Annotated in this window: 12 protein-coding genes; 7 read left to right on the top strand and 5 right to left on the bottom strand. The window is 56.1% G+C overall.

What is annotated here, in order from left to right; translation table 11 throughout:
- Positions 1 to 194 precede the first annotated feature (194 nt).
- The 6 genes from JUI81_RS19770 to lanM all read left to right on the top strand — a co-directional run bounded on the left by JUI81_RS19770 (position 195) and on the right by lanM (position 6983).
- Entirely contained in the window at positions 195 to 1508 is a 1314-nt protein-coding gene (locus JUI81_RS19770; protein WP_018925865.1) for a C4-dicarboxylate transporter DctA, read from the top strand.
- A 53-nt stretch (positions 1509 to 1561) separates the two neighbouring features.
- A complete protein-coding gene (locus JUI81_RS19765) occupies positions 1562 to 2266 on the top strand; it encodes a FadR/GntR family transcriptional regulator (RefSeq protein ID WP_019581280.1) in 705 nt (234 codons plus the stop codon).
- Between the two features lie 43 nt (positions 2267 to 2309).
- Positions 2310 to 3005: a GntR family transcriptional regulator gene (locus JUI81_RS19760; RefSeq protein WP_026331861.1), complete on the top strand. Its 696-nt coding sequence runs from the start codon at positions 2310 to 2312 to the stop codon at positions 3003 to 3005.
- A gap of 297 nt (positions 3006 to 3302) precedes the next feature.
- A complete protein-coding gene (locus JUI81_RS19755; protein WP_169342470.1) occupies positions 3303 to 3446 on the top strand; it encodes a hypothetical protein in 144 nt (47 codons plus the stop codon).
- A gap of 176 nt (positions 3447 to 3622) precedes the next feature.
- A complete protein-coding gene (locus tag JUI81_RS19750) occupies positions 3623 to 3775 on the top strand; it encodes a hypothetical protein (protein ID WP_019581282.1) in 153 nt (50 codons plus the stop codon).
- A gap of 121 nt (positions 3776 to 3896) precedes the next feature.
- Positions 3897 to 6983: a type 2 lanthipeptide synthetase LanM gene (gene lanM, locus JUI81_RS19745; protein ID WP_204124863.1), complete on the top strand. Its 3087-nt coding sequence runs from the start codon at positions 3897 to 3899 to the stop codon at positions 6981 to 6983.
- A 72-nt stretch (positions 6984 to 7055) separates the two neighbouring features.
- On the opposite strand, the gene yjiA is transcribed toward lanM, so the two are convergent.
- The 3 genes from yjiA to JUI81_RS19730 all read right to left on the bottom strand — a co-directional run bounded on the left by yjiA (position 7056) and on the right by JUI81_RS19730 (position 10419).
- Positions 7056 to 8018 (bottom strand): GTPase, encoded by a 963-nt coding sequence (gene yjiA / locus JUI81_RS19740; protein WP_204124862.1) that lies wholly within the window; start codon positions 8016 to 8018, stop codon positions 7056 to 7058.
- 121 nt (positions 8019 to 8139) lie between these two features.
- The gene (locus JUI81_RS19735) at positions 8140 to 8337 is read right to left on the bottom strand and encodes a YbdD/YjiX family protein (protein WP_007937254.1); all 198 of its coding nucleotides are present in this window, start codon (positions 8335 to 8337) and stop codon (positions 8140 to 8142) included.
- A 15-nt stretch (positions 8338 to 8352) separates the two neighbouring features.
- Complete coding sequence (locus JUI81_RS19730) at positions 8353 to 10419, bottom strand: carbon starvation CstA family protein (RefSeq protein WP_028938873.1); 2067 nt, start codon at positions 10417 to 10419, stop codon at positions 8353 to 8355.
- 160 nt (positions 10420 to 10579) lie between these two features.
- Here JUI81_RS19730 and JUI81_RS19725 point away from each other — a divergent pair, with 160 nt between their 5' ends.
- Positions 10580 to 10948 carry a PilZ domain-containing protein gene (locus JUI81_RS19725; protein ID WP_019581286.1) on the top strand — a complete coding sequence of 123 codons (369 nt, stop codon included), beginning with the start codon at positions 10580 to 10582 and terminating at the stop codon, positions 10946 to 10948.
- A 64-nt stretch (positions 10949 to 11012) separates the two neighbouring features.
- On the opposite strand, the gene radA is transcribed toward JUI81_RS19725, so the two are convergent.
- Positions 11013 to 12380, bottom strand: coding sequence for a DNA repair protein RadA (gene radA, locus JUI81_RS19720; protein ID WP_019581287.1), 1368 nt, complete (start codon positions 12378 to 12380; stop codon positions 11013 to 11015).
- 45 nt (positions 12381 to 12425) lie between these two features.
- Positions 12426 to 12980 carry an ankyrin repeat domain-containing protein gene (locus tag JUI81_RS19715; protein WP_018925821.1) on the bottom strand — a complete coding sequence of 185 codons (555 nt, stop codon included), beginning with the start codon at positions 12978 to 12980 and terminating at the stop codon, positions 12426 to 12428.
- Positions 12981 to 13026 lie beyond the last annotated feature (46 nt).

The raw sequence follows: 13026 nt of genomic DNA, 5'->3' as shown, positions 1-13026 counted from the left end.
GCCATAAAGATCAATGGGGGTTGGCACCACTGGTCAGACCGGTCATGCCAATTTTGCTGCGTCCCCTTGTAATCCTGAAAAAATCCAGCGTAGACTGCGCCTGCACTGGACATACCGGTAAGACCACAATAATTAAGTCCTGAATCTGATGCGCTTGGCGCACGGCAGCCAGGACACCGACCAGGATTCCTCCCATGCTCAGATGGTGCTCGCGTTCAATCTTCCTTCAAGTGGTTCTCGGACTGGTGCTCGGCATCGTCTGCGGGCTGACCCTTCCCGAATACTCCGCCCAACTCAAACCCCTCGGCGACGGCTTCATCAAACTGATCAAGATGCTCATTGGCCTGATCGTGTTTTGCGTGGTGGTCAGCGGCATCAGCGGTGCCGGTGACCTGAAGAAGGTCGGACGCATCGGCCTCAAATCGGTCATCTACTTCGAAATACTGACCACCATCGCCCTGGTGATCGGCCTGGTGTTCGCCTTCACCACCGGTATAGGCAGCGGCGCGAACATTCATCTGGAGCAACTCTCCGCCGCCGACATGGGCGACATCGCCCAGCGCGGTCAGCACATGCACACCACCACGCAGTTCTTGATGGACCTGATTCCGACGTCGGTGATCGGTGCCTTCGCCGACAACAACATCCTGCAAGTCCTGCTGTTTTCGGTGCTGTTCGGCAGCGCGTTGAATCTGGTGGGTGAAGCGGCGTCGGGTATTTCCCGGCTGATCAACGAGCTGAGCCATGTGATCTTCCGCATCATGGGCATGATCGTGCGCCTGGCACCGATTGGCGTCTTCGGCGCCATCGCCTTCACCACCAGCAAATATGGCCTGGACTCGCTGCAACACCTGGGTAGCCTGGTGGGCCTGTTTTACCTGACCTGCGCAGCATTCGTGGCGCTGATTCTCGGCCTGGTGATGCGCCTCTCGGGTCTGCGGATGTGGCCACTGCTCAAGTACCTGCGTGAAGAACTGCTGATCGTCATGGGCACCGCTTCTTCCGACGCCGTGCTGCCACAAATCATGCGCAAGCTTGAGCATCTGGGCATCGGCAGCTCTACGGTCGGACTGGTGATTCCGACCGGGTATTCGTTCAACCTTGATGGTTTTTCGATCTACCTGACCCTGGCCATTGTGTTCATCGCCAATGCCACCGGCACGCCGCTGGCCATGACTGACCTGCTGACGATTCTGCTGGTGTCACTGATCACCTCCAAAGGTGCCCACGGGATTCCCGGCTCGGCGCTGGTGATTCTCGCCGCCACCCTGACGGCGATCCCGGCAATTCCGGTGGTGGGCCTGGTGCTGGTGCTGGCGGTGGACTGGTTCATGGGCATCGGCCGGGCACTGACCAATCTGATTGGTAACTGCGTCGCCACGGTGGCCATTGCCCGCTGGGAAAAGGACATCGATATCCAACGGGCAAACAAAGTGCTGTCCGGCCAGGTGGGTTATACCTTCCAGCCGAGAAAACCGGTTGTCCCGGCACATCAGCAGGAATTTTAAACAACGTGTGCCTGCCCACGGGCAGGCACATTTATCGCGATCTGGAGCGAACAGTGATTACCTCGTCAACCGTCGTAAATTCAGTGGTAGAAAAACTACGGGCCGCGCTGGCCCGCGGTCAGTGGCGTTCCGGCGACATGCTGCCAGGCCAGCGTGAACTGGCCGAACAACTGGGCATCAGCCGCCCAAGCCTGCGCGAAGCGGTGATCGTGCTGGAAACCCTCGGGCTGGTACGCTCGATGCCGGGCAAAGGCGTGGTGGTGCTGGAGGCCAATCTCAGCGACAGCCAAAGCCACGACAGCGCGGTCGCCGGGGCCAGCCTGGAAGACGTGCTGCAACTGCGCTACACCCTCGAACCGTTCATCGTCGGCCTGGTGGCACAGTCCATCAGTAGCAAGGAAGTCGGGCAACTGCGCCTGACCCTGATGGACATGCGCGAAGCCCTGGAAGCCAATGACAGCGAAGCCGGTGTGAACGCCTACATCGCGTTCCACGAAGAGTTGTTCACCCTGACCTCGAACCCGATTTTCCAGAGCGTGGTGCAGCAGACCAGCAATGCCCTCAAGCAAAGCGCCGACGTGCTGCGCAATTCTCCGGAGCACTTGGCTGAGCGCCTTGAAGAAAGCGAAGCCATGGTACGAGCGATCCGCAGCAAAAACAGCGCCCAGGCCAGCGCCGAAATGCGTCGGCACATCCTTCGGGAAAGCCAACGGATGGGCATCGAATTGAACATCCCGGACGACCATATGCACAACTGAACCTCTTTCACTTTCATTTCGGCAACCGGACTGGAGACAGGCCATGGCCAGCTGCGCCTTGAATTCACAGCACCTCACTTTCCCCGTGACCCTACGCCGTCGCCGAGCAGAGGAGAAAACCCATCTGGTGGACAACATCTACCCGCGGGTTTTCGACGCGATTCTTGAACGGCGTATCGACACTGACAGTCGTTTTACCGAAGCGAGCCTGGGCCAGATGTTCGGCGTGAATCGCAACATCATTCGCCAGGTACTTGCGAGATTGTCTCAGCAGCAGGTGATCTTGCTGCTGCCCAATCATCGACCTCAAGTGGCGGCGCCAGATGCTGAGCGGACCCGCCAGACGCTCCATGCTCGACGCCTGACCGAATCCACCTTGATCCGGCTGGCTTGCCAACAACCACAATCAACGCAGTTGCGACATTTACGTGACCTGGTTGCCAGAGAGCGCGAATCCGCCGAGCGTGGGTTGCGTGGACCGACGCTTCGCCTGTCCGGTGAATTTCACCTGCTATTGGCTGAATTCGTCGGCAACGTTCCACTGGCCTGGTTTCTCGGAAGCCTGGTACCACCGATTTCCCTGGCAATCGCGCAGTGTGAAGTTCCGTGGAATGATCACGATGCATGGCAATCACACGGGGCGATAGTCGATGCGGTTGAGCGCCGCGATGTGTCGGCTGCGGTCAGGCTGATGAACACGCACCTCGATAAATTGGAGAAACAACTATTCCAGACATGATAAAGATCGGGGCTGACACGTAGTTATTAATGTTTCGCCCCAGTCATGACGCGAAACAATCATACTATTTGTTGCGAATTCGATATAAACAAACTCATATTTTCTTCAGCCAGTTATTCAGACCACTTGAATATCACCCTGAAATCATTACAGCACGACACCCAACACGCCCTGAAAATTACAACCTGACAACCAACAACTGAAATATGAGGTTATAAGCTACGTATTGGTGTCCCGCCCGGAGCATGTTAACTTTTTTCGCACACCATACCGGTGGTTAATAAAAAGAGGAACATGATGAGCGAGATACTTATGGCCATGTCCGGCGACTTCGATAGCGAGTTCGAAGCCTATCAACAAGTCAGCCGAAACGGCATTGAATCGGCAGCACTGACAATCGTCGAGTGTGGCACCGAAAACTGCACCGCCATTCTGTGCTAAAACTGTGGCAGAGCCTGTCTAAAGCCAGAAATACGCCTCTGCGTAAATCTTCTTTTAGATAAAAGCAGCTCAGCCCTATAAAAACTCTGAATACAATGTAGCCAAAGGCAATTACCGGTATCCGGCTGACCGTTGCTCACTGCATTTAGTACCTGACCAACAATGAGAATAACACTATGAACGAGCAGATTCTAAATATGTCCGGCGATTTTGATCGCGACTTTGAAGCGTACCAGTCTTGCGACAAAGACAACATTGAAGCAATGGGCACCACCATTCTTGACTGTGGCACCTTGCAATGCACAGGCCTGGGTTGTTCGATTCCTTGATCATTGGCCGTTATACCGACGACCGACCTGGATAAATTACCAGCCAGTCAGTCTGTCAAGTGATCAACAATAAAAAGATCGAGCAGGCAACGCCTGCTCGATCCATACAGGGAGTTTCGGCATGTTGGCTAATTTCTTGACGTTGCGTCAGCGAGGTAAACGCAGATTTTCTTCTGAAAATGAACTTATCAACTTCAGAAATAACATGATCCGCCTGCATGAAATTGACGACCAGGCCGTCCTGCATTATTTTGGAATGGACCGGAAGGAATTGGCTTCGCTTGTGGAAGAACCCACCAATACGCACCTGCTGCCCAGCAGCAGTGAAGCATCACTAAATTCTTTGCGAAAAAAAGTAACTGCACTAGACGCCATAAATACCGACGAGAAGCCAGCCCCGAAAAACAGTGAAAATTTCTATTGGTTCGCCTACCGCTTTTACCTTTATTTTATCGATGCTTTCAAAACAGACGAACGCTACTTGAGTGCGTCGACACACATCTGTGAGCAAACGTTACTTTCAAGTATTGAAAATTTTATATTAGACAGAATCAGCCGCACCTCCGAACAGAGCCTTGTTCACTATTTGAACACTCAGATTGCCCAAGGCAACAACGTTGAATTGCCTGAACTCAGCCAGCAACTGAGAACTCTTTCACTCAGCACATTTTTTGAAGCCTACCCGGTGTTGGCGAGCTTATTGTTTGGGCTGCTGGAGGATGCAATTGACTATTTGTATACCGTCATTCTCGACTTCGCTGCCGACGTTGAATCTCTGCGAAACGAGTTTTCAATCCCCTGCGATAAAATAAGCGCTATCGAATTTGGTCTGGGAGACCCGCATGGCCGCGGTGAAACGGTTTGTCGGGTTGAGGTCGGTGCAATGCCCCTGGTATACAAACCAAGGGCGAGCCAGGAGGCACTGTTTTTCAATCGTCTCCTTGGTGAACTGCACGAGCAGACAGGCGCTGAGTGTTTTTCTATCTATTCGCCCAGAATTGTCAGTCGTGGAAAACATAGCTGGATAGAGGTAATCGAGAACCTACCCTGTGCAAACCTGGCGGAGGTTGAACTGTTCTACCGAAAAATGGGAGCACAAATCGCCGTTATCCATGCTTTGAACGGTATCGACTTTCATCACGAAAACATTATTGCGCATGGAAGCAACCCGGTCATGATTGACCTGGAATGTTTGTTTACGGCTTCTATCAGCGACCTGCTTTATGACTTGCCGGCTGACTCTGCTCTGTTCAAGGCATTTACGTCGACTCGGCATTCAGTTTTTTCCAGCGGCTTTGTACCTTTCGCGCAAGGTTCAGGTAACGACTTGAGCGGGTTGACACGACAAGAGCGATTCCTCTCCACTGGCAAATCGCTCGTTCATGAAAACGGCTTTTACCATTTGCGCAAAATCAATACAGAACATTGCCTTCAGCAAAAACACCTGCCTCTGTTGGCCGATGAACGAAAAGGGCTGGAGCATTATAAAGAAGCGTTCTTTAAGGGCTTTGAATTTGCCTACGATGCGTTGATGACCCACCGACAAACCATTGCTCGAATGCTTGAACAATCTGCAGAGCAGCTCGCGACCCGTGTACTGGTGAAAAACACTCAACGTTATGCAGACTTTATCGGACTGAGCCGTCATCCACGCTTTATGCAAAACATGCTCGATAGAGAGCTCTTACTCGCCACCCTGTGGAAAGATTTGAAAGATGCCTACATTACAATAGGCATTCCCCGGCACGAAATAATGGACCTGCAAAGGTTAAGCATTCCGTGTTTTACCATGCCCCTCACCTCCCGTTATCTAGTGAGTGCACACGGTGAAAAAATCGAAACACCTCAAGTAAGACCGCCGTACGAAAGCTGCTTGAAAAAAATGGACAGCTTGTCTCTAGCGGATAAAGCCTTGCAACGCACTATTCTCGAAACATGTCTGTTTCCAAAGCCAAATGACCTTCAGCCTCTTAATCTCACGCATACTCATACGAAAACTGAACGTTCGGCACCGACTGATCGTCTTGAAAACATCATCAAAATCGCTTCCCGCGTCGAGGAGCTCGCGGTGACGAAAGCGGGCGCGGACATTAGATGGCTATCCTTCCATACACACCCCACGACACATAAAAAATATCTTTCCCCAATGGGTAATGGCCTGTATTCCGGGATCGCCGGGGTTGGACTGTTTTATCTGAGTCTATTCAAAGTAAGCCGGACACCTCATTATTTGACCTGCGCTGATCGAGTGCTGCACTCACTGGCCGAATCATTCGGTTATTTCAAGAGCGACTCGAGTGTCAGTGCATTTCATGGGTTGGGCTCTTATATCTACCTCCTCTTGAGCCGCCAGCAGATCACCGGCGATCAAAAATATAACGATACACTGGAAGACTTACTGACCAGAATAATAGAAGTCCCCCCCAAGGATTATGACTTTGATTTTCTGTCGGGCTGCTGTGGCGCGGTGACGCTAATGGCAAATGTCTATGTATTGAATCCGCGAGAAGATCTGCTATCAGCCATCAGGCGTATGGTCGATTACATAAAAAGTGAGCTCATCATTGAAGAGGGCCGTTTTTTCCGACGCAACGATCAGTCTGTCATTTTGACAGGCCTGTCCCACGGGCTCTCGGGAGTGCTCCATGCCTTGTGCAAAGCCTATGACGTGACTTACGACAGGTCTCTGGTGCCCTTGGCCATTGAGGTGTTCGAGAGCGAAAACCGCTTGACTCGCGACGGGTTCTGGCTGGACTTGAGAGACAAGGAGAATCCTGGGCATTTGACCAAGTGGTGCCACGGAGATGGTGGAATTCTGATTGCCAGGCGACAGCTCTTGAAGTCGATGGGAGATGTCCTGGAGACATCAACCAGACAGAAAGTGGATGAGGATATTTCCAGGTGCGAGAGCAATCTCTGGCGTCATGGCCTTGGGAGCGGTTATAGCTTGTGTCATGGTGACTTTGGCAATCTGATCTGCTTGTACGATTGGTACCGGGATTCAGGCAATCACGAGGGCGTCACCAGAGTTGAAAAAGCATTTGAACAAGTCGCCCATAACTTTTTCGAGGGCAATTTTCTCAGCAGCGATCAGGTTCCCGACATCAGTCTACTGACGGGGATATCAGGTGTCGGGTATGCCTTGCTATATTCCGTTGACCCGACGATTCCCAACATACTGTCGCTCGACTTCAGCGTGCCGGCATAGGCACACCTGACAACGGCAGCTCAAAAAACCGGCGATCACTCAGGCCGGTTTTTTGTGCGAAAACCTGGCGGATCAAAGCATGGAAAACCCTGCCCGAATCTTCTCTTCCGGCAAGTCATCGGCAATAAACACCATCACACTATCGCGCCTCTCCCCCTCGGCCCATTCGGTGTCCCAATCAAAACCATAGAGTTTCAAAACTCCCTGAAACACCAGACGCCGGTCCTCGCCGGCAATGTTCAGCACGCCCTTGTAACGCAGCAGTTGCTTGCCATGCTCTTCGAGCAGTTCGTTCATGAACTCGCTGAGCTTGTCGATATCCAGCGGCTTGTCGGTACGCAGCACCAGGCTGGAAATACGGTCGATGGAGGGCGCCTTGCTCACCGGGCGTAAACTCACACCACCACCGAGGTCGGCATTGAGGTTGAAGCCACGCACATCGAGCAGCTCGGCCAGATCAATCTTGCCGTGGTCAACCACACGAATCGGTGCACGACGGTTGATGCGGGTCAGGCGTTCGCTGAGGGCAGTGAAGGTCGGCTCATCCACCAGGTCGCGCTTGCTCACCAGCAAGCGGTCGGCAAAACCGATCTGCGCCTGGGCAATGGTCTGGGTCAGGTGCAGTTCGGCATGAGCCGCGTCCACCAGGGTGATGATGCCGTCGAGGATGTAGCGCTCGCGCAGCTCTTCATCGATAAAAAAGGTTTGTGCCACCGGGGCCGGGTCGGCCAGACCGGTGCATTCGATCACCAGGCGGTCAAAGGCGATTTCGCCACTGTCCAGGCGCTCCAGTAGCAGGTACAGCGCTTTGGTCAAATCGGTGTGGATGGTGCAGCAGACGCAGCCGTTGGACAGCGTCATCACTTGCACGGGCTCGTCGCCCAACAGCTGGGTGTCGATGCCGGCGTCACTGAACTCGTTTTCGATCACGGCGATTTTCAGGCCGTGCTCGGCTTTGAGCAGGTGGCGCAACAAGGTGGTTTTACCAGCGCCGAGAAAGCCGCTGAGGATCGTGACAGGGATTGGCGCTAACAAAATAAGATCTCCCGGACGCAAAAAAACTGTAGGAGCCAGGTTTGCCGGCGAAAGCATCTTGAAGATCGCCTTCGCCGACAAGCCGTGCTCCTACAGTGGTGTGTTACCTAAACCGCATACATCAACAGCACTTCGGTCCACCCTTGCCGCCGTAACGAGCCTCCTGGCGCTCCCGAAAGAACGCCTCGTAACTCATCACCGGTTTGTCCGGGTGTTTGGTTTGCATATGCTCGACGTAGTTGTCGTAGTCGGGCATGCCGACCATCAGGCGTGCGGCCTGACCGAGGTATTTACCGAGGCGACTCAGGTCATTGAACATGGTGCAATCCTCAGGTTACGCATCCGGCTGAGCCTGGAATGGCGACTCTTTATCCGTGCGTTCTTTGGTGCCCCAGGCGGCAATGCCGACCTTGAGCGCATAGAACAGGATGCTGAACACCACGAACAGGAACAGTGCGGTCAGCGTTGCGTTGGTATAAGCGTTGTAGATCACGTGCTGCATCTGCTCGATGCTCTTGGCCGGAGCGAGGATCTGACCGTTGGCCAGGGCATCACTGTACTTCTTGGCCAGCGACAGGAAGCCGATCGCCGGGTTGGCGTCGAACAGCTTGATGAAGCCTGCAGTGGTGGTGCAGATCAGCAACCAAACGGCGGGCAGCATGGTGACCCAGATGTAGCGTTGGCGTTTCATCTTGATCAGCACGACAGTTGCCAGCATCAACGCGATACCAGCCAGCATCTGGTTGGAGATACCGAACAGCGGCCACAAGGTGTTGATGCCACCCAACGGGTCGATCACGCCTTGGTACAGCAGGTAGCCCCACATCGCCACACAACCGGCGGTGGCGATCAGGTTGGCGGTCCAGGATTCGGTGCGTCTCAGCGCCGGTACGAAGGAGCCGAGTAAGTCCTGCAGCATGAAACGTCCGGCACGGGTACCGGCGTCGACGGCAGTCAGGATGAACAATGCTTCGAACAGGATCGCAAAGTGGTACCAGAACGCCATGGTGTTTTCACCCGGCAGCACGCTGTGCAGAATCTGTGCGATACCGACCGCCAGGGTCGGCGCACCGCCGGCACGGGCCAGGACGGTGGTTTCACCGATGTCCTTGGCTACCGCTTGCAACGCTTCCGGCGTGATGGCAAAGCCCCAGTTGCTGACCGCTGTCGCTACCGCCACCACATCACCGCCGACGACCGCGGCCGGGCTGTTCATGGCGAAGTACACGCCCGGTTCGATCACCGAAGCGGCAACCATCGCCATGATCGCCACGAAGGATTCCATCAGCATGCCGCCGTAACCGATGTAGCGAGCGTTGACTTCGTTATCCAGCAGCTTCGGCGTGGTGCCGGAGGAGATCAGCGCATGGAAACCCGACACTGCGCCACAGGCGATGGTGATGAACAGGAACGGGAACAGCCCACCCTTCCACACCGGCCCGGTGCCGTCGATGAACTGGGTCAATGCCGGCATTTTCAGCTCGGGCATGGTGATCAGAATGCCGATCGCCAGTGCGACGATGGTGCCGATTTTGAGGAAAGTCGACAGGTAGTCACGTGGCGCCAGAATCAGCCACACCGGCAACACGGCTGCCACGAAACCGTAGCCGATCAGCATCCAGGTGATCTGGACCCCGGTAAAGCTGAACGCCTTGGCCCAGACCGGGTCAGCGGCGATCTGCCCGCCGAGCCAGATCGAACCCAGCAGCAACGCCACGCCGATCACCGAGATTTCACCGATGCGGCCCGGGCGGATGTAGCGCATGTAGATGCCCATGAACATCGCGATCGGAATGGTCGCCATCACCGTGAAGATGCCCCACGGGCTTTCGGCCAGGGCCTTGACCACGATCAGCGCCAGCACCGCGAGGATGATGATCATGATCAGGAAGCAGCCGAACAGCGCGATGGTCCCGGGGATGCGGCCCATTTCTTCACGGACCATGTCGCCCAGGGAACGGCCGTTGCGGCGGGTGGACATGAACAGGACCATGAAGTCCTGAACCGCACCGGCCAGCACCACACCGGCAATCAGCCACAGCGTACCGGGCAGGTAGCCCATCTGCGCCGCCAACACCGGACCGACCAGCGGCCCCGCGCCGGCGATGGCCGCGAAGTGGTGGCCGAAAAGAATGTGTTTGTTGGTCGGCACGTAGTCCAGACCGTCATTGTTGATCACGGCAGGTGTAGCCCGACGCGAATCGAGTTGCATCACATTGTTAGCGATGAACAAGCTGTAGTAGCGATATGCAACAAGATAGATAGCGACGGCTGCGACAACGATCCACAAGGCGTTGATCGCCTCGCCTCGGCGCAATGCCACTACGCCCAGGGCGCACGCTCCTACGACTGCCAGCAGCAGCCAGGGTAAGTGGCGTAGCGGGCTATTATTATTTTTCATTTTATGATTCCAGCCAGAGTGGACAAGAAAGACAGCCATCTCGAGTTTAGCGCTACTGGCGGCAAAGACCATAGTTCGACATCAGTCTAGAGCCATCACTGTGCTGGCAGCCTTCGGCAATGCAGGTCTATAGTCAGCGAACCTTTACGAGGATTGCGCCATGAGCGAACAACCTGCCGATCGCCGCCGCTTCAGACGTATTGCGTTCGATGCCCGAACCGAACTGAGCCAAGGGGAATTCACCTGGCCGGTGCGGCTGATTGACCTGTCGCTCAAGGGACTGCTGGTCGAGAAGCCCGAGCCATGGCTGGGTAATCGGGAATGGCATTTCCTGGTCGACATTCATCTCAACGATGACGTCGCCATCAAGATGGATGTGCAACTGACCCACGATGACCATGGCCAGCTCGGGTTCGTCTGCAAACACATCAGCCTGGAATCCATCGAGCGCCTGCGGCGGTTGATTGAGTTCAACCTGGGCGATCCCCGGGAACTAGAGCGCGAATTGGCTGCCCTGATCGAAGACTGAAGGCCTCCCGCCTTCCATTGTGGGAGCCTGCTCGCTCCCACAGGGTTTGGGTCCCATTTACGGTTTATTCGAACAGTGCGTCGAGGGCCTGTTCCAGGCGCGTCACGGCGATAATCTGCAACCCCGGTGGCGGCTCTTTCGGCGCGTTGCCCTTGGGTACGATGGCGCGTTTGAAGCCGTGCTTGGCCGCCTCTTTCAAACGCTCCTGGCCACTCGGCACCGGGCGCACTTCACCCGACAACCCGACTTCGCCAAACACCAGCAAATCATGGGGCAGCGGCCGGTTGCGCAAACTGGACATGACTGCCGCCATCAAGGCCAGGTCGGAAGCGGTTTCCAGGACCTTCACACCGCCGACCACGTTGAGGAACACGTCCTGATCGTGAGTCGGGATGCCGCCGTGGCGGTGCAAAACCGCCAACAACATGGCCAGGCGATTCTGATCCAGACCGAGCGTCACCCGGCGCGGGTTGGCCAGGTGGCTGTCGTCCACCAGCGCCTGAACTTCCACCAGCATCGGCCGGGTGCCTTCCCACGTGGCCATGACCACACTGCCCGGGACTTCCTCCTGAGCGCGTGTCAGGAAAATCGCCGAAGGGTTGGAGACTTCTTTCAGGCCTTTGTCGGTCATGCCGAACACGCCCAGCTCATTCACCGCGCCGAACCGGTTTTTCACCGCCCGCAGCAAACGCAGGCGCCCATCGGATTCGCCTTCGAAATACAGAACGGTGTCGACCATGTGCTCCAGCACTCGGGGGCCGGCCAGCGCACCTTCTTTAGTGACATGGCCCACGAGGAAAATCGCCGTGCCGCTTTGCTTGGCGTAACGCACCAGCAATGCCGCACTTTCGCGCACCTGGGAGACACCGCCCGGTGCCGACTGCAGTTGCTCGGTGAAGATCGTCTGAATCGAGTCGATCACCATCACCTTGGGCTTTTCCTGCCGGGCGGTGGCAATGATGGTTTCAATGCAGGTTTCAGTCATCACCCGCAGTTGATCCTGAGGCAAGCCCAGCCGTCGGGCACGCATGGCCACTTGTTGCTGGGACTCTTCGCCGGTGACATACAGCGCCGGCATGCTCTTGGCGAGGTTGCACAAGGTTTGCAACAGAATGGTCGACTTGCCGATACCGGGGTCACCACCGATCAACACCACCGAGCCATCCACCAGACCACCGCCCAAAACACGATCGAGCTCACTGGACGCCGTGGAGAACCGCGGAATTTCTTCGACGCTGACTTCGGCCAGGGTCTTGATCTGAGCCTGCTGGCCGGTCCAACCGGTGCGACCGCTGGGGGCTGCGGCGCCGCCACTCTCCACCATGGTTTCGGTCAGCGTGTTCCAGGCCCCGCATTCGCCGCACTGGCCGGCCCACTTGGGGAAGGTTGAGCCACACTCGGTGCAGCCGTACATGCGCTTGGCCTTGGCCATCTGAACTCCCGGCAAAAACCGCGATGATAGCTCAGCTGACGCGGATCAGCGCGGCGCCGCCGTGCGGATTTCACCGCTGGCCAGACGCGCGGCACTGTTGCCCAACGGATCCTCGGCGTTCAGGTCCGCCCCTTTGGCCTTGAGTGCGTCGAGCAACTCGACGCGCTTGAACAATCCGGCATACATCGCGGCAGTCTGCCCGGCGCCGTTGCGTTGGTCGGGGCTGCAATTGGCGGCCAGCAGGGTTCGAGCGATCTGCACTTCGCCTTTGAAAATCGCGCCCATCAGCGCGGTATTGCCGCGTTGATCCTGAGCGCAGGCGTCCGCCCCGGCCGCCAACAAACGCTCCACGGCGGCACCCTGACCGTGATAGGCGGCCAGGATCAACGCGGTGTAACCCTTGCTGTCGCGGGTGTCGAGGGAATAGCCGGCCTCGATGAAGGTCTCGAGCATCGGCACATCCCCCCTTCGGGCGGCATCGAAATAGTAATCCTGTAATTGCGCTTTCAGCGCCTCGGGGTCCTTCGAGACTTGCGCGTCAGGCCCGGCGAATACACCGAACGACACACACGCCAGAAACACAGACAGATAAACACGCATGGCGGGACTCCTTGGTCAGACGGGACCTCGTACGAGGCCCCGCTTC

Origin of the sequence: Pseudomonas sp. 008 (assembly GCF_016861935.1) — a bacterium.
Taxonomy (GTDB): Bacteria; Pseudomonadota; Gammaproteobacteria; order Pseudomonadales; family Pseudomonadaceae; genus Aquipseudomonas.
Note: the sequence above shows the minus strand (reverse complement) of the source record. Positions and strands in the feature narration are given on the sequence as shown.

Coding starts and splice junctions, on each gene's coding strand:
- JUI81_RS19770 (WP_018925865.1), top strand. CDS start 195: ATGCTCAGATGGTGCTCGCGTTCAATCTTCCTTCAAGTGGTTCTCGGA.
- JUI81_RS19730 (WP_028938873.1), bottom strand. CDS start 10,419: ATGAAAAATAATAATAGCCCGCTACGCCACTTACCCTGGCTGCTGCTG.
- JUI81_RS19755 (WP_169342470.1), top strand. CDS start 3,303: ATGAGCGAGATACTTATGGCCATGTCCGGCGACTTCGATAGCGAGTTC.
- JUI81_RS19735 (WP_007937254.1), bottom strand. CDS start 8,337: ATGTTCAATGACCTGAGTCGCCTCGGTAAATACCTCGGTCAGGCCGCA.
- radA (WP_019581287.1), bottom strand. CDS start 12,380: ATGGCCAAGGCCAAGCGCATGTACGGCTGCACCGAGTGTGGCTCAACC.
- JUI81_RS19725 (WP_019581286.1), top strand. CDS start 10,580: ATGAGCGAACAACCTGCCGATCGCCGCCGCTTCAGACGTATTGCGTTC.
- JUI81_RS19750 (WP_019581282.1), top strand. CDS start 3,623: ATGAACGAGCAGATTCTAAATATGTCCGGCGATTTTGATCGCGACTTT.
- lanM (WP_204124863.1), top strand. CDS start 3,897: ATGTTGGCTAATTTCTTGACGTTGCGTCAGCGAGGTAAACGCAGATTT.
- JUI81_RS19715 (WP_018925821.1), bottom strand. CDS start 12,980: ATGCGTGTTTATCTGTCTGTGTTTCTGGCGTGTGTGTCGTTCGGTGTA.
- JUI81_RS19760 (WP_026331861.1), top strand. CDS start 2,310: ATGGCCAGCTGCGCCTTGAATTCACAGCACCTCACTTTCCCCGTGACC.